Raw genomic sequence first — 16,213 nt, forward strand, 5'->3', positions numbered from 1 at the left:
AACATGGAACAAATTAATATTCAATTTCCAGATGGTAATAAAAAGGCGTTTGATAAAGGTACTACTACTGAAGATATAGCACAATCAATTAGTCCTGGATTACGTAAAAAAGCTGTTGCCGGCAAATTTAACGGGCAACTTGTAGATTTAACTAAACCGCTTGAAACTGATGGATCAATTGAAATTGTGACACCAGGTAGTGAAGAAGCGTTAGAGGTATTACGTCATTCTACTGCACATTTAATGGCACACGCGATTAAAAGGTTATATGGTAATGTTAAATTTGGTGTAGGTCCTGTAATAGAAGGTGGATTCTACTATGACTTCGACATTGACCAAAACATCTCATCTGATGACTTTGAACAAATTGAAAAAACAATGAAACAAATCGTTAACGAAAATATGAAAATCGAACGAAAAGTGGTTTCACGAGATGAAGCGAAAGAGTTATTCAGCAATGATGAATACAAATTAGAATTAATCGACGCGATTCCTGAAGATGAAAATGTAACATTATATAGTCAAGGTGATTTTACTGATTTATGTCGTGGAGTTCACGTTCCATCAACAGCTAAAATTAAAGAGTTTAAACTATTATCTACAGCAGGTGCATACTGGCGTGGAGATAGTAACAACAAAATGTTACAACGTATATACGGTACTGCTTTCTTTGATAAAAAAGAATTAAAAGCACATTTACAAATGTTAGAAGAGCGTAAAGAACGTGATCATCGTAAAATTGGTAAAGAGTTAGAATTATTCACAAATAGCCAATTAGTTGGTGCTGGTTTGCCATTATGGTTACCTAACGGTGCAACAATTAGACGTGAAATTGAACGTTACATTGTTGATAAAGAGGTGAGCATGGGGTATGACCACGTTTATACACCAGTACTTGCTAATGTTGATTTATACAAAACATCTGGTCACTGGGATCACTATCAAGAAGATATGTTCCCACCAATGCAGTTAGATGAAACTGAATCTATGGTATTACGTCCAATGAACTGTCCACATCATATGATGATTTATGCGAATAAACCACATTCATATCGTGAATTACCTATCCGTATCGCTGAGCTAGGAACGATGCATAGATATGAAGCAAGTGGTGCTGTATCAGGATTACAACGTGTTCGTGGTATGACTTTAAATGATTCACATATCTTTGTTCGACCTGATCAAATTAAAGAAGAATTCAAACGCGTTGTAAACATGATTATTGATGTGTATAAAGACTTTGGTTTCGAGGATTATAGCTTTAGATTAAGTTATAGAGACCCTGAAGATAAAGAAAAGTACTTTGATGATGATGATATGTGGAATAAAGCTGAAAATATGCTTAAAGAGGCAGCGGATGAGCTTGGCTTATCGTACGAAGAAGCGATTGGTGAAGCGGCATTCTATGGTCCGAAACTAGATGTTCAAGTTAAAACAGCGATGGGTAAAGAAGAGACATTATCAACAGCACAACTTGATTTCTTATTACCAGAACGTTTTGATTTAACTTATATTGGTCAAGATGGTGAACATCATCGTCCAGTTGTTATTCATCGTGGTGTTGTATCAACAATGGAACGATTTGTAGCATTTTTAACTGAAGAAACTAAAGGTGCATTCCCAACTTGGTTAGCGCCAAAACAAGTTCAAATCATTCCAGTTAACGTTGATTTACATTATGATTATGCGCGCCAATTACAAGATGAATTGAAATCTCAAGGCGTTCGTGTAAGTATTGATGACCGTAATGAAAAAATGGGTTATAAAATTAGAGAAGCTCAAATGCAAAAAATACCTTATCAAATCGTAGTTGGGGATAAGGAAGTTGAAAATAATCAAGTGAATGTGCGTCAATATGGATCGCAAGACCAAGAAACAGTTGAAAAAGATGAATTTATCTGGAATCTAGTTGATGAAATTCGTTTAAAAAAACATAGATAGACAGTTGTCGCAATAAAATGCTTTGAAATTTTTATTGCGTATCAAGTTTCACAGGGTTGATTATGCGTGATGAATCCTGTATATTACAAGTTAGTTAAAATATTAAATTGAGTTAGAGGTTGCATGTTTAATTAGTAACTTGTCAGAAGTATTTATGGTACATAAGTTGAACAAGTGAAAGGTAAAGATGCCGAAATAGATATAAACCATAAATTATATCTATTGGGACAGTTTTCGAATAGGAACTGTACTGTCACAGAATGTGATGTGCTACCTTATATAGATAATTGCCAAAGTGGTTGCATATCTTAAAGGTATGTAGCCACTTTTTTACTTTTAATATCACTATGTTCTGTAAAAAAGGGTATGAAAGTGAATAAAGGTTATTTATTTCTTGGCCTCTAAAACATGGAAAGGGAGCTTATATGTCAAAAGTTCAAAATGAAAGTAACAATGTTGTCAAAAGGGGACTTAAAGATCGTCATATTTCTATGATTGCGATTGGGGGTTGTATTGGTACAGGTTTATTTGTAACTTCTGGTGGAGCAATTCATGATGCAGGTGCTTTGGGTGCATTAATAGGATACGCAATTATCGGAATAATGGTATTTTTCTTAATGACGTCACTTGGCGAAATGGCTACGTATTTGCCAGTATCAGGTTCATTTAGTACATATGCTACAAGATTTGTTGATCCATCTTTAGGGTTTGCGCTTGGTTGGAACTATTGGTTTAACTGGGTAGTAACTGTAGCAGCAGATATTACGATTGCAGCACAAGTCATTCAATATTGGACACCATTGCAAGGCATACCCGCTTGGGCATGGAGTGCGTTGTTCTTAGTTATAATTTTTAGTCTGAATTCGTTATCAGTTCGCGTCTATGGTGAAAGTGAATACTGGTTGGCATTGATAAAAGTGGTTACAGTTATTGTTTTCATTGCAATTGGTTTATTAACGATTGTCGGAATCATGGGTGGTCATGTTGTAGGATTCGAAATATTTAATAAAGGTGAAGGTCCTATTCTTGGTGGCAACTTAGGAGGAAGTTTATTATCAATTCTAGGTGTATTCTTAATCGCTGGTTTCTCATTCCAAGGTACTGAGTTAATTGGTATTACGGCTGGTGAATCAGAAAATCCTGAACGTGCTGTGCCGAAAGCAATTAAACAAGTATTCTGGAGAATTTTATTATTTTACATTTTAGCCATTTTTGTTATCGGTATGTTAATTCCTTATGATAGTAGTGCATTAATGGGTGGTAGTGATAATGTAGCAACGTCTCCATTCACATTAGTGTTTAAAAATGCTGGATTTGCGTTTGCAGCATCATTTATGAATGCAGTCATTTTAACGTCTGTGTTATCAGCAGGTAACTCAGGTATGTATGCTTCAACTCGAATGCTATATTCAATGAGTAAAGATAAATTAGCGTTTGAAGCATTTGGTAAAACAAATAAAAACGGTGTGCCATATATGTCGTTACTCGTTACAGCAATCATTGTAGTGATAATTTTCGTATTACAAAGCCTTACAAAAGGTGCATACGAATATATCGTTGCAGCAAGTGGTTTAACTGGTTTTATTGCTTGGGTAGGTATAGCAGTAAGTCATTATCGATTTAGAAGAGCATTTGATAAACAAAATTATGACAAATCTAAATTAAAATATACTGCTAAATTATTCCCATTCGGACCATTATTTGCTGGCTTTTTATGTATTGTAGTAATTATTGGTCAAGATGTTGACTTTATTAAAACAGGAGATTTTAATTTTAGTCGCTTCTTAATTACGTATATGGGAATCCCAGTATTTTTAGCATTCTTTATTTATCATAAGCTTCGATATAAAACGAAAAAAATTCCATTAGAACAAGTAGATTTACGTCAAGACGTGTCAATGGATGAAATAAAAGGTTAAAATAAAAATAATTACAGTTATAGTGTTGACTTAAATGTGAATTGTTGATATGATTAACAACGTTGAATACGAAACGAACCAAGTAGAAGCACCCGCTTCTCACCTGTAGCGACGCATAAAGCAGTTGGCAGGTTAATCACATTACACATAACTGTGTATAAGGAAGAGCGGGTATTTTATACCTGCTCTTCCTTTTTGCTTGGTGCAAATTTCGTAAAAATTTTGGAGGTGTCAACCATAGCAAAAGATCAAACTCAAATCAATGACAAAATTCGTGCAAAAGAATTACGTTTAATCGGTCAAGATGGTGAACAAATTGGTGTTAAATCAAAGCGTGAAGCTTTAGAAATGGCTGAACGTGTAGATTTAGACTTAGTGGTCGTTGCACCGAATGCGAAACCACCAGTTGCAAGAATTATGGATTACGGTAAATTCAAATTCGAACAACAGAAAAAAGAAAAAGAAATGAAAAAGAAACAAAAAATTATCAATGTTAAAGAAATTCGTTTAAGTCCAACAATTGAGGAACATGATTTCCAAACTAAGTTGAAAAACGGACGTAAATTCTTAACTAAAGGCGATAAATGTAAAGTATCTATTCGTTTCAGAGGGCGTGCCATTACGCATAAGGAAATTGGTCAACGTGTGCTAGAAAAATATGCAGATGAATGCAAAGATATAGCAACAGTTGAACAAAAACCTAAAATGGACGGGCGTCAAATGTTTATCATGTTAGCGCCAACAGCTGAAAAATAATTAAAGCTATTACAGGAGGACTTATATTATGCCAAAAATGAAAACTCACCGCGGAGCAGCTAAACGTGTTAAAAGAACTGCTTCAGGTCAATTAAAACGTTCAAGAGCTTTCACATCTCACTTATTCGCAAACAAGAGCACTAAACAAAAACGTCAATTACGTAAAGCTAGATTAGTGTCTAAGAGCGATATGAAACGTGTAAAACAATTATTAGCATACAAAAAATAAGAACAAATACAGAAATCGGTAGGAATTACCTAAGGAGGAATTTTTTATGCCACGAGTTAAAGGTGGAACAGTAACAAGAGCGCGTCGTAAAAAAACGATTAAATTAGCTAAAGGTTACTTCGGTTCAAAACATACATTATACAAAGTAGCTAAGCAACAAGTAATGAAATCAGGTCAATATGCTTTCCGTGACCGTCGTCAACGTAAACGTGACTTCCGTAAATTATGGATTACACGTATCAACGCAGCAGCTCGTCAACATGAAATGAGCTACTCACGTTTAATGAACGGTTTGAAAAAAGCTGGTATCGACATTAACCGTAAAATGTTATCAGAAATCGCAATTTCTGACGAAAAAGCATTTGCTCAATTAGTAACTAAAGCTAAAGATGCTTTAAAATAATAACACTTATAAAAAAGAGATGGCATTGTCATCTCTTTTTTATTTTTTAAAAAGCAAAATGCCACATTTAATCGCTAAAATATGACATATTTGCTAAAATGCATTTAAGAGAACAAACATTAAAGTGAGGAGTTTTATACGATGTCTAAATTTGATGAACAAATCATTGTAGTACCTAGAGAAATTATTTTTAATAATGAAAAGAATACTTTCAATGGGTTTTTAAATAATAATAAACCAGAAGGTCAAAATATTTTTGATGCGCTAAGTCAATATGAAGTTAAGCGACGCGGCGATATGGAAGAGGATCCATCATATAAACAACTCATTTCTTATTGTTTACTTGAAAATGAGCATGGCGAGATATTAGTGTATGAACGATTATCTGGCGGTGGAGAAGCTCGATTGCATGGACAATCTTCAATAGGTGTAGGCGGTCATATGAATGATGTTCCAGGAGCAGAATCTATTAACGAAGTATTGAGAGTTAATGCACAGAGAGAATTAGAAGAAGAAGTAGGTTTAAGTGAGCAAGATTCACAAAATATGGAATATATCGGTTTTATTAATGACGATAATAATGAAGTGGGCAAGGTACATATTGGTGTTGTATTTAAAATCACTGTAAGTACGAATGATGTAGAAGCTAAAGAAACAGATACTTTACGAATAAAATGGGTTGAAAAAGGCAACATAGAGTCATATGATGATTTCGAAACGTGGAGCGCATTAATCCTTCAAGATTTATAATCAAACGAGGTGACATATATGTCAGATATTATTCAGTTTCCTAACTCTTCGAAAAAGTTATATAAAGATATAAAACGTGCTGAACAAGACCAAAACTATGACCTGATGTATGAATATATTGTGCAATATGAACGTCAATTTGAACTCACTGAAGAAATAGCAATGATGAAATGCCGTATGTTATATGAGACGGGGTCATTTCTTGAATTAAGAGAAGAAACAATTGTCTTATTGAAAACTGGCATACAACAATATGATGCATTGATGATTTATTACGTGAAAAGTTTGATTGGTTTGGGACAATATTTTGAAGCGGTAGAAGTAATTCATCAAATTATTGATGAAGTCAAAGATCACAAAACAAGAATGGCATTACATCCTCTTAAAGAATTTGCTAAGTCAAAATTAATTGAAGATGAAAAACGATTGACTCAGTCATTAACTGATTTTGATACGTTATCAATGAGGGAACAGACGCACTTGATTTTGAAGTTAATAGACAATGGTCATTTTCAATTTCAAGAAACGGTATTATATATATTAAAATCTAATACGTACAGTTATAACCTCATTAGTTTAATGATTGAGTATTTAAGGTTTGCAAATTGTACACAAGAACTGACAATTGAAAAGTATGGTATGGATGTAACTTTTGTACCAGCTAATTTAAATGGGCTAGAACATACAACACTGAAAGAAAAAGTTATACCTAACGTTATGGAAACATTAAATGATGGTGCATTACATATCGCTGAAGAAGCACACCATATTATGAATAATCACTCTATCATGATTTATCCAATTGATATTGAAACTTTGTTTGAAACGAATAAATGGATTAATGCATACGAATGTTATTTCAAAAATATGTTAGGACTTAAATGTGAATTACAAAGTATCGATGCATTTAATTTTATTCAGCAATTAGATTTGAATAATAATAGTTAAATTGTTGCAAAATAATACTCAGCATTTTAATATAGTTTTGACGAAAAAAGTTGATTTACAAATATATAAACGTTGTGATTTCAATGTTTGTATAGGGAATAGACCTATGATATAATAGGGAAGTTGAAAAAATAAATTAGTTAATCATGGAGGTATATATACATGACAGCAACTTGGGAAAAAAAGGAAGGTAACGAAGGTTTATTAACTGTTACTGTTCCTGCAGAAAAAGTAAACAAAGCGTTAGATCAAGCATTCAAAAAAGTGGTTAAACAAATTAACGTACCTGGATTCCGTAAAGGTAAAGTGCCACGTCCAATTTTTGAACAACGCTTTGGTGTAGAAGCATTATATCAAGATGCTATCGACATTTTATTACCAGATGCTTATGGTGAAGCAATTGACGAAACTGATATTAAACCAGTTGCACAACCAGAAGTAAGTGTTACTCAAATTGAAAAAGGTAAAGATTTCATTTTTGAAGCAACAGTTACAGTTGAGCCAGAAGTTAAATTAGGAGACTATAAAGGTCTTGAAATTGAAAAACAAGAAACTGAATTATCTGATGATGAGTTACAAGAAGCGATTGACCACAGCTTAGGACATTTAGCTGAAATGGTAGTTAAAGAAGATGGTGTTGTTGAAAATGGCGACACAGTTAACATTGACTTTAGTGGTTCAGTTGACGGAGAAGAATTCGAAGGTGGACAAGCTGAAGGTTACGATTTAGAAATCGGTTCAGGTTCATTCATACCTGGTTTCGAAGAGCAATTAGAAGGTATGAAAGTTGACGAAGAAAAAGATGTTGTCGTAACATTCCCAGAAGAATACCATGCTGAAGAATTAGCTGGTAAAGAAGCAACTTTCAAAACAAAAGTTAACGAAATTAAATTTAAAGAAGTTCCAGAATTAACAGATGAAATTGCTAATGAATTAGATGCAGAAGCAAATACAGTAGACGAGTACAAAGAAAACTTACGTAAACGTTTAGCTGAACAAAAAGCTACAGATGCTGAAAATGTTGAAAAAGAAGAAGCGATTACAAAAGCTACTGATAATACAACAATCGATATTCCTGAAGCAATGGTTAATACTGAATTAGATCGTATGGTGTCTGAATTTGCACAAAGAATTCAACAACAAGGTTTAGATTTACAAACGTACTTCCAAATCTCAGGTCAAGATGAAACTCAATTAAGAGAGCAAATGAAAGACGATGCAGAACAACGTGTTAAAACTAACTTAACTTTAACTGCGATCGCTGAAGCTGAAAAAATCGAAGCTACTGATGAAGATATCGATAAAGAATTAGAAAAAATGAGTAAACAATTTAATATCTCAGTTGAAGATATCAAAAATACTTTAGGTAATACTGATATCATTAAAAATGATGTTCGTATCCAAAAAGTTATCGATTTATTAAGAGATAACGCAAAGTTCGTTGAAGGAACTAAAGAAGATTAATCTTCATTAAATATTAAATTACAAAAATGAGTAGCAGATGCATAGCTTATGTATCTGCTACTATTCTTTAAGCAAAAAGTTTGTATGTTAATATGTTGCATTGTAATATCCAATCTAGTATAGTCTTTAACGAATAGGGGTGTAAAAAGAATGTTTAAATTCAATGAAGATGAAGAAAATTTGAAATGCTCTTTCTGCGGAAAAGACCAAGATCAAGTAAAAAAACTTGTAGCAGGAAGTGGTGTATATATTTGTAATGAGTGTATTGAATTATGCTCAGAAATCGTCGAAGAAGAATTAGCTCAAAACACTTCTGAAGCGATGACAGAATTACCTACTCCTAAAGAAATTATGGATCATTTAAACGAATATGTTATTGGTCAAGAAAAAGCTAAAAAATCTTTAGCTGTAGCTGTTTATAACCACTATAAGCGTATTCAACAATTAGGACCAAAAGAAGATGATGTTGAATTACAAAAAAGTAACATTGCATTAATTGGGCCAACAGGTAGTGGTAAAACATTATTAGCTCAAACATTAGCCAAGACGTTGAATGTACCATTTGCAATTGCAGATGCGACAAGTTTAACTGAAGCTGGTTATGTAGGCGATGATGTTGAAAATATCTTGTTGAGATTAATTCAAGCAGCTGACTTTGACATTGATAAAGCCGAAAAAGGTATTATTTATGTAGATGAAATTGATAAAATTGCACGTAAATCTGAAAACACATCTATAACACGTGACGTTTCAGGTGAAGGTGTTCAACAAGCATTGCTTAAAATCTTAGAAGGTACGACTGCAAGTGTTCCGCCACAAGGTGGACGCAAACATCCAAACCAAGAAATGATTCAAATTGATACAACAAATATCTTATTTATTCTTGGTGGTGCCTTTGATGGTATTGAAGAAGTGATTAAGCGCCGTCTTGGTGAAAAAGTTATTGGTTTCTCAAGCAATGAAGCTGATAAATATGACGAACAAGCATTATTAGCACAAATTCGCCCAGAAGATTTGCAAGCCTATGGTTTGATTCCTGAATTTATCGGACGTGTGCCAATTGTAGCTAATTTAGAAACATTAGATGTAACTGCGTTGAAAAACATCTTAACGCAACCTAAAAATGCACTTGTGAAACAATATACTAAAATGCTGGAATTAGATGATGTGGATTTAGAGTTCACTGAAGAAGCTTTATCAGCAATTAGTGAAAAAGCAATTGAAAGAAAAACAGGTGCGCGTGGTTTACGTTCAATCATAGAAGAATCGTTAATCGATATTATGTTTGATGTGCCTTCTAACGAAAATGTAACGAAGGTAGTTATTACAGCACAAACAATTAATGAAGAAACTGAACCAGAACTATACGACGCAGAAGGCAATTTAATTAATAATAGTAAAACATCAGCTTAATCATTGATGTGTTATAAAAGTGAAAAGCTCCAATCAAAGTTGACGCTCAAATAGTTTAACTTTGATCGGAGCTTTTTTATAATGTATACCGAAAGGTTCAAATATTATATAATGGTAGAGTTGAAAGAGAATATAAAAAAGTGAGGATATAAAATGAAAGTTAATCCTAATAATATAGAATTAATCATTAGTGCAGTAAAAGAAGAACAATATCCAGAAACAGAATTGTCTGAAGTTGCACTGAGCGGTCGATCTAATGTAGGTAAGTCTACATTTATCAATAGTATGATTGGCAGAAAAAATATGGCACGTACATCACAGCAACCCGGCAAAACGCAAACGTTAAATTTTTATAATATAGATGAACAACTTATTTTTGTGGATGTTCCAGGGTATGGATATGCTAAAGTAAGTAAAACACAACGTGAAAAATTTGGGAAAATGATTGAGGAATATATAACTAAGAGAGAGAATTTGCAATTAGTTATTCAATTAGTTGATTTAAGACATGATCCAACACAAGATGATATCTTAATGTACAATTATTTGAAACATTTTGATATTCCTACTTTAGTTATATGCACTAAAGAAGACAAAATTCCAAAAGGTAAAGTTCAAAAGCATATTAAAAATATTAAGACACAATTAGATATGGACCCAGACGATACAATTGTAAGTTATTCATCAATTCAAAATAATAAACAACAACAAATATGGAATTTAATTGAACCGTATATTTCATAGTTTTTGTACGACAAAACTTATACAAAAATTTTAAAAATAATGTAAGCACGAAACTTTTAATTAGTACACAATTGATAACATTTTTCAACGTTCATCATTTTGTCAAAAACTCAAAAGTAAATTAGAAAGATTATAATTTATTTAAGCATCGTACTTAATTGGATTTTAAATTATGTTATAATATTTGTATTGTTAGTATATATGGGGGCGTTTCAAATGCATTTTATTGCAATTAGTATAAATCATCGCACAGCTGATGTTGCACTAAGAGAGCAAGTTGCTTTTAGAGATGATGCCTTACGAATTGCCCATGAAGATTTATATGAAACTAAATCTATTTTAGAAAATGTCATATTATCAACATGTAATCGAACTGAAGTATATGCTGTTGTTGATCAAATTCACACAGGTCGTTACTATATTCAACGATTTCTAGCTCGTGCATTTGGATTTGAAGTAGCTGATATTAAAGCAATGTCAGAAGTAAAAGTGGGGGACGAAGCAGTAGAACATTTATTGCGTGTCACTTCTGGTTTAGATTCAATCGTACTTGGAGAAACTCAAATTTTAGGTCAAATAAGAGATGCATTTTTCTTAGCGCAAAGCACAGGTACGACAGGAACAATTTTTAATCATCTATTTAAACAGGCAATTACTTTTGCAAAAAGAGCACATAATGAAACAGATATAGCTGATAATGCTGTAAGTGTGTCTTATGCTGCGGTCGAGTTGGCGAAAAAAGTATTTGGCAAATTGAAAAGTAAGCAAGCTATCATTATTGGTGCAGGGGAAATGAGTGAATTATCACTATTAAATCTTCTTGGTTCTGGAATTACTGATATTACAGTAGTAAATAGAACAATTGAAAATGCTATGAAATTAGCAGCAAAGCATCAAGTGAAATATGATGAACTATCATCATTACCAAATTTACTTGAAAGTGCAGATATTGTGATTAGTTCAACGAGTGCACAATCTTATATCATTACAAATGAAATGATAGAAAGAATTGCAGAAAATAGAAAGCAAGATTCACTAGTATTGATTGATATTGCAGTTCCTCGAGATATTGAACCTGGTATTAGTGCCATCACAAACATCTTTAATTATGATGTTGATGACTTAAAAGGTTTAGTTGATGCAAACTTACGTGAGCGACAATTAGCGGCTGCAACAATTTCGGAACAAATTCCTGCAGAAATACATGCACACAATGAGTGGATTAGTATGTTGGGTGTTGTTCCAGTGATTAGAGCTTTACGTGAAAAAGCTATGGCAATTCAAGCAGAAACGATGGACAGTATTGATCGTAAATTGCCAGGGTTAAGCGAAAGAGAACGTAAAATTATATCTAAACATACAAAAAGTATCATCAATCAAATGTTGAAAGATCCTATTAAACAGGCCAAAGAATTAAGTAGTGATAAGAAAAGTAATGAAAAATTAGAGCTATTTCAAAATATATTTGATATCGAAGCTGAATGTCCTCATGAGCAAGCGAAGCAACAAAAAGAAAGCAAGGTCAAGGAAATTTCAGCGCGACGTATCTTTAGTTTTGAATAAGCATATTAATATGGTGATAATATGCAAGAAAACCTGTTTATTCGATTCAATGAAATTATATTATTAATATACTTAATCAGTATCATTTGCTATTTTTATGATTTTGTACAAAAAAGTCATAAGATTAGAAGTTTAGGCATATATTTATTGGGGATTGTTTGGGTTTTACAAACAATCTCTTTATCTATTTTTATTATACAAACTAGACATATTCCATTAGGGTCTATTTCAGATGTATTCTATACTTTAAGTTGGCTGATTATTTCAATCTCTTTAATTCTTAACCTTATCAAAGTTTTGAATTTCTCTGTGTTTTTCTTGAATTTAATAGGGTTAACACTTTTAGGGATGAATACATTTCAACCGACACATTATACTAATAAGGTTCAGAAAATTGCTGTTGTAGACGAGTTACTGTTAGTCCATATCGGTCTAGCTGTGTTAAGTTATGTCTTCTTTGCCTTAGCTTTTGTCAATGCATTACTGTATATCATGCAATACCGTAATTTGAAGGAAAAACGTTTTGATCAAAAATACTTTAGAATTGGTAGCGTTGCTACACTTGAATCAATTGTGTTTTACTCAACGTTAAGTGGGTGGATAATTCTCATATTTAGTATTATTTTAGGTACACAGTGGGGTGTAATTTCAGTTGGTGAACGTATATTCATTGACCCGAAGGTAATACTCTCTTCAATTATTACAGTATTATATGGAACTTATATTTTACTTAGAATCAACAAATGGTTGAATTCAAGATATTTAATATACTATAACATTATTTTATTTTGCTTAAATATGATTAATTTATTTTTTGCAACACATTTTGTGAATTGAGAAAATAATCTAGAGCAATCCGTTCCTAGGAGGAATTGAACATGCGTAAATTAGTCGTTGGCTCCAGAAGAAGTAAATTAGCTTTAACACAAAGCCAGCAATTTATTGATAAATTAAAAGCTGTCGAGCCAAATCTAGAAATTGAAATTAAAGAAATTGTCACGAAAGGCGATCGTATAGTAGATAAACAATTGTCTAAAGTCGGAGGCAAAGGCTTATTTGTTAAAGAAATACAACATGAACTTTTTGAAAAAAATATCGATATGGCAATACACTCGCTTAAAGACGTACCAAGTGTAATTCCGGAAGGTTTAACATTAGGTTGTATCCCTGATAGAGAATTACCTTTTGATGCGTATATTTCTAAAACACATACACCACTATCCCAATTGCCAGAAGGCAGTATTATTGGTACTAGTTCATTACGTCGTGGTGCACAAATATTATCTAAGTATCCTAATTTAGAGATTAAATGGATTAGAGGTAATATAGATACACGATTAGAAAAGTTACAAACTGAAGATTATGATGCGATTATTTTAGCTGCAGCTGGTTTAAGAAGAATGGGCTGGTCAGATGATATTGTAACATCTTATCTTGATAGAGATACATTGTTACCTGCAATCGGACAAGGTGCTTTAGGGATAGAATGTCGTAGTGACGATGAAGAACTATTAACATTATTAAGCAAAGTACATAATGATGAGGTTGCAAAATGTGTGACTGCTGAACGAACGTTTTTAGCAGAAATGGATGGTAGTTGTCAGGTGCCAATTGCAGGATATGCTACAATCTCAGATCAAAACGAAATCGAATTTACAGGTTTAATTATGACCCCAGATGGTAAAGAGCGATTTGAATATACAATGAACGGAACAGATCCGGTTGAGTTAGGCAAAACAGTGAGTAACAAATTAAAAGAGCAAGGTGCTTATGAAATTATAAAACGCTTAAATGAACAACATTAAATAATGGAGTGACGTTTAAATATGAAGCCAGTTGTAGTTATGACACAAACAAATGACATGCAAAGTGATTTAGTATCAATTATTCACAAACCCTTTATTGATATAAAGCCACTAAATTTTGATATTCATTTGTTAAATCAACACTATGACTGGCTTATTTTTTCATCTAAAAATGCTGTGAAATTCTTTTATAAATATCTAAAAGGAATTAATGTTGATAACATTGCTGTGATAGGAAGTAAGACAGCGCAATATTGTGAATCACTTGGCATTCGAGTTGATTTTATGCCAAACGACTTTTCTCAAGAAGGATTTTTAAAATCATTTAATCAAACTAACCAAAAAATACTTTTGCCTTCGAGTGAATTGGCGAGACCATTGTTATTAGCAGCGTTATCTAAAGATAATGAAGTTGTTAAAATAGATTTATATACTTCAGTGCCTAACAAACAAAATATACAAGATGTTAAAGAAATGATAGAACATCAACAAATCGATGCATTAACATTTTCAAGTTCGTCGGCAGTACGTTATTATTTTAATGAAGGATTTGTACCAAAATTCAAGTCGTATTTTGCTATTGGAGAACAAACAGCACGGACCATTAAATCATATCAACAACCAGTAACAATTGCAGAAATTCAAACACTCGAATCACTAATTGAAAAGATTTTAGAAAGTAGGGGCTAAAAATGAAATTTGATAGACATAGAAGATTGAGATCATCAGCGACAATGAGAGATATGGTTAGAGAGAATCATGTAAGAAAAGAAGATTTAATATATCCAATTTTTGTAGTTGAAAAAGACGATGTGAAAAAAGAAATTAAGTCATTGCCAGGTGTATACCAAATCAGTTTGAATTTACTTGAAAGTGAATTAAAAGAAGCTTATGACTTAGGCATACGTGCCATTATGTTTTTCGGTGTTCCAAACTCAAAAGATGATATAGGTACTGGTGCATACATTCACGATGGTGTTATTCAACAGGCAACACGTATTGCTAAAAAAATGTATGATGACTTATTAATTGTTGCAGACACTTGTTTATGTGAATATACTGATCATGGTCATTGTGGCGTGATTGATGACCATACACATGACGTTGACAATGATAAATCATTGCCACTGCTTGTTAAAACAGCAATTTCTCAAGTGGAAGCTGGTGCTGATATTATTGCGCCAAGTAATATGATGGATGGTTTTGTTGCTGAAATTCGTCGTGGATTAGATGAAGCCGGCTATTACAATATTCCTATAATGAGTTATGGTGTCAAGTATGCATCAAGTTTCTTTGGACCTTTTAGAGATGCAGCAGATTCAGCGCCATCATTTGGGGATAGAAAAACGTATCAGATGGACCCTGCTAACCGTTTGGAAGCACTTCGTGAATTAGAAAGTGATCTTAAAGAAGGGTGCGACATGATGATTGTTAAACCTGCTCTAAGTTATTTAGACATAGTTCGAGATGTTAAAAATCATACGAATGTTCCAGTTGTTGCATATAATGTGAGTGGAGAATATAGTATGACTAAAGCAGCGGCACAAAATGGTTGGATAGATGAAGAACGTGTCGTTATGGAACAAATGGTTTCAATGAAACGTGCAGGTGCTGATATGATTATTACGTATTTTGCAAAGGACATTTGTCGCTATTTAGATAAATAAGGTTTTATATGTATGATTTTCCATAAACTATAGGAGGAATTTACTTTATGAGATATACGAAATCAGAAGAAGCAATGAAGGTTGCTGAAACTTTAATGCCTGGTGGTGTAAATAGTCCAGTACGCGCATTTAAATCAGTAGATACACCAGCAATTTTTATGGATCACGGTAAAGGTTCAAAAATTTATGATATCGATGGTAACGAGTATATCGACTATGTACTAAGTTGGGGGCCACTTATTTTAGGACATAGAGACCCTCAAGTTATTAGTCATTTACATGAAGCAATTGATAAAGGTACAAGTTTTGGTGCATCAACATTACTTGAAAATAAATTGGCGCAGCTCGTTATTGACCGAGTACCTTCAATAGAAAAAGTGCGTATGGTGTCATCTGGTACAGAAGCTACATTGGATACTTTAAGATTAGCACGTGGTTATACTGGAAGAAATAAAATTGTGAAATTTGAAGGTTGCTATCATGGTCATAGTGATTCGTTATTAATCAAAGCTGGTTCTGGGGTGGCAACATTAGGATTGCCGGATTCTCCTGGTGTGCCTGAAGGTATTGCTAAAAATACAATTACAGTTCCATACAATGATTTAGATGCA

17 protein-coding genes, 1 riboswitch and 1 other annotated feature are annotated in these 16,213 nt (G+C 33.0%); all 17 genes read left to right on the forward strand.

Annotation, left to right across the window (positions count from 1 at the left end; translation table 11 throughout):
- Window positions 1-3 precede the first annotated feature (3 nt).
- Window positions 4-1,941, forward strand: coding sequence for a threonine--tRNA ligase (gene thrS / locus IDG64_RS07305; protein WP_000435132.1), 1,938 nt, complete (start codon window positions 4-6; stop codon window positions 1,939-1,941).
- Window positions 1,942-2,046: 105 nt separating this feature from the next.
- A riboswitch (Lysine riboswitch) is annotated at window positions 2,047-2,222 on the forward strand.
- A 144-nt stretch (window positions 2,223-2,366) separates the two neighbouring features.
- Window positions 2,367-3,860: an amino acid permease gene (locus IDG64_RS07310; RefSeq protein ID WP_000049154.1), complete on the forward strand. Its 1,494-nt coding sequence runs from the start codon at window positions 2,367-2,369 to the stop codon at window positions 3,858-3,860.
- A 74-nt stretch (window positions 3,861-3,934) separates the two neighbouring features.
- Window positions 3,935-4,060: a sequence feature (ribosomal protein L20 leader region), on the forward strand.
- Between the two features lie 28 nt (window positions 4,061-4,088).
- Entirely contained in the window at window positions 4,089-4,616 is a 528-nt protein-coding gene (gene infC / locus IDG64_RS07315) for a translation initiation factor IF-3 (protein ID WP_001791162.1), read from the forward strand.
- A gap of 28 nt (window positions 4,617-4,644) precedes the next feature.
- On the forward strand, window positions 4,645-4,845 hold the full coding sequence (rpmI, locus tag IDG64_RS07320) for a 50S ribosomal protein L35 (protein WP_001125540.1): 201 nt from the start codon (window positions 4,645-4,647) through the stop codon (window positions 4,843-4,845).
- A 46-nt stretch (window positions 4,846-4,891) separates the two neighbouring features.
- Window positions 4,892-5,248 (forward strand): 50S ribosomal protein L20, encoded by a 357-nt coding sequence (gene rplT, locus IDG64_RS07325; RefSeq protein WP_001138360.1) that lies wholly within the window; start codon window positions 4,892-4,894, stop codon window positions 5,246-5,248.
- Window positions 5,249-5,389: 141 nt separating this feature from the next.
- A complete protein-coding gene (locus tag IDG64_RS07330) occupies window positions 5,390-5,998 on the forward strand; it encodes an NUDIX domain-containing protein (protein ID WP_000032665.1) in 609 nt (202 codons plus the stop codon).
- Window positions 5,999-6,016: 18 nt separating this feature from the next.
- Complete coding sequence (locus IDG64_RS07335; RefSeq protein ID WP_001280022.1) at window positions 6,017-6,946, forward strand: hypothetical protein; 930 nt, start codon at window positions 6,017-6,019, stop codon at window positions 6,944-6,946.
- Window positions 6,947-6,950: 4 nt separating this feature from the next.
- The gene (locus tag IDG64_RS07340; RefSeq protein ID WP_001790560.1) at window positions 6,951-7,061 is read left to right on the forward strand and encodes a hypothetical protein; all 111 of its coding nucleotides are present in this window, start codon (window positions 6,951-6,953) and stop codon (window positions 7,059-7,061) included.
- A 47-nt stretch (window positions 7,062-7,108) separates the two neighbouring features.
- Window positions 7,109-8,410: a trigger factor gene (tig, locus tag IDG64_RS07345; RefSeq protein WP_000127573.1), complete on the forward strand. Its 1,302-nt coding sequence runs from the start codon at window positions 7,109-7,111 to the stop codon at window positions 8,408-8,410.
- A gap of 150 nt (window positions 8,411-8,560) precedes the next feature.
- Window positions 8,561-9,823, forward strand: a complete 1,263-nt coding sequence (gene clpX / locus IDG64_RS07350; RefSeq protein WP_000472302.1) for an ATP-dependent Clp protease ATP-binding subunit ClpX — start codon at window positions 8,561-8,563, stop codon at window positions 9,821-9,823.
- A gap of 153 nt (window positions 9,824-9,976) precedes the next feature.
- On the forward strand, window positions 9,977-10,567 hold the full coding sequence (gene yihA, locus IDG64_RS07355) for a ribosome biogenesis GTP-binding protein YihA/YsxC (RefSeq protein ID WP_000867697.1): 591 nt from the start codon (window positions 9,977-9,979) through the stop codon (window positions 10,565-10,567).
- Window positions 10,568-10,783: 216 nt separating this feature from the next.
- Entirely contained in the window at window positions 10,784-12,130 is a 1,347-nt protein-coding gene (gene hemA / locus IDG64_RS07360) for a glutamyl-tRNA reductase (RefSeq protein ID WP_000545450.1), read from the forward strand.
- A 21-nt stretch (window positions 12,131-12,151) separates the two neighbouring features.
- Window positions 12,152-12,967, forward strand: a complete 816-nt coding sequence (gene ccsA / locus IDG64_RS07365) for a cytochrome c biogenesis protein (protein WP_206171295.1) — start codon at window positions 12,152-12,154, stop codon at window positions 12,965-12,967.
- Between the two features lie 41 nt (window positions 12,968-13,008).
- The gene (gene hemC, locus IDG64_RS07370; protein WP_001230228.1) at window positions 13,009-13,935 is read left to right on the forward strand and encodes a hydroxymethylbilane synthase; all 927 of its coding nucleotides are present in this window, start codon (window positions 13,009-13,011) and stop codon (window positions 13,933-13,935) included.
- Window positions 13,936-13,956: 21 nt separating this feature from the next.
- Window positions 13,957-14,625, forward strand: a complete 669-nt coding sequence (locus IDG64_RS07375) for a uroporphyrinogen-III synthase (protein WP_000805940.1) — start codon at window positions 13,957-13,959, stop codon at window positions 14,623-14,625.
- A 2-nt stretch (window positions 14,626-14,627) separates the two neighbouring features.
- Window positions 14,628-15,602 (forward strand): porphobilinogen synthase, encoded by a 975-nt coding sequence (gene hemB, locus IDG64_RS07380; RefSeq protein ID WP_000667126.1) that lies wholly within the window; start codon window positions 14,628-14,630, stop codon window positions 15,600-15,602.
- A gap of 47 nt (window positions 15,603-15,649) precedes the next feature.
- A partial coding sequence (locus tag IDG64_RS07385) for an aminotransferase class III-fold pyridoxal phosphate-dependent enzyme (RefSeq protein WP_206171296.1) occupies window positions 15,650-16,213 on the forward strand: 564 nt, incomplete at its 3' end.

The sequence above is a fragment of the Staphylococcus sp. EG-SA-15 genome (assembly GCF_017151895.1).
GTDB classification, from domain to species: Bacteria; Bacillota; Bacilli; order Staphylococcales; family Staphylococcaceae; genus Staphylococcus; species Staphylococcus aureus.

Bases quoted from the DNA above. Each gene is read 5' to 3' on its own strand.
- thrS (WP_000435132.1), top strand. From the start codon at position 4: ATGGAACAAATTAATATTCAATTTCCAGATGGTAATAAAAAGGCGTTT.
- IDG64_RS07310 (WP_000049154.1), top strand. From the start codon at position 2,367: ATGTCAAAAGTTCAAAATGAAAGTAACAATGTTGTCAAAAGGGGACTT.
- rpmI (WP_001125540.1), top strand. From the start codon at position 4,645: ATGCCAAAAATGAAAACTCACCGCGGAGCAGCTAAACGTGTTAAAAGA.
- rplT (WP_001138360.1), top strand. From the start codon at position 4,892: ATGCCACGAGTTAAAGGTGGAACAGTAACAAGAGCGCGTCGTAAAAAA.
- IDG64_RS07330 (WP_000032665.1), top strand. From the start codon at position 5,390: ATGTCTAAATTTGATGAACAAATCATTGTAGTACCTAGAGAAATTATT.
- IDG64_RS07335 (WP_001280022.1), top strand. From the start codon at position 6,017: ATGTCAGATATTATTCAGTTTCCTAACTCTTCGAAAAAGTTATATAAA.
- tig (WP_000127573.1), top strand. From the start codon at position 7,109: ATGACAGCAACTTGGGAAAAAAAGGAAGGTAACGAAGGTTTATTAACT.
- clpX (WP_000472302.1), top strand. From the start codon at position 8,561: ATGTTTAAATTCAATGAAGATGAAGAAAATTTGAAATGCTCTTTCTGC.
- yihA (WP_000867697.1), top strand. From the start codon at position 9,977: ATGAAAGTTAATCCTAATAATATAGAATTAATCATTAGTGCAGTAAAA.
- hemA (WP_000545450.1), top strand. From the start codon at position 10,784: ATGCATTTTATTGCAATTAGTATAAATCATCGCACAGCTGATGTTGCA.
- ccsA (WP_206171295.1), top strand. From the start codon at position 12,152: ATGCAAGAAAACCTGTTTATTCGATTCAATGAAATTATATTATTAATA.
- hemC (WP_001230228.1), top strand. From the start codon at position 13,009: ATGCGTAAATTAGTCGTTGGCTCCAGAAGAAGTAAATTAGCTTTAACA.
- IDG64_RS07375 (WP_000805940.1), top strand. From the start codon at position 13,957: ATGAAGCCAGTTGTAGTTATGACACAAACAAATGACATGCAAAGTGAT.
- hemB (WP_000667126.1), top strand. From the start codon at position 14,628: ATGAAATTTGATAGACATAGAAGATTGAGATCATCAGCGACAATGAGA.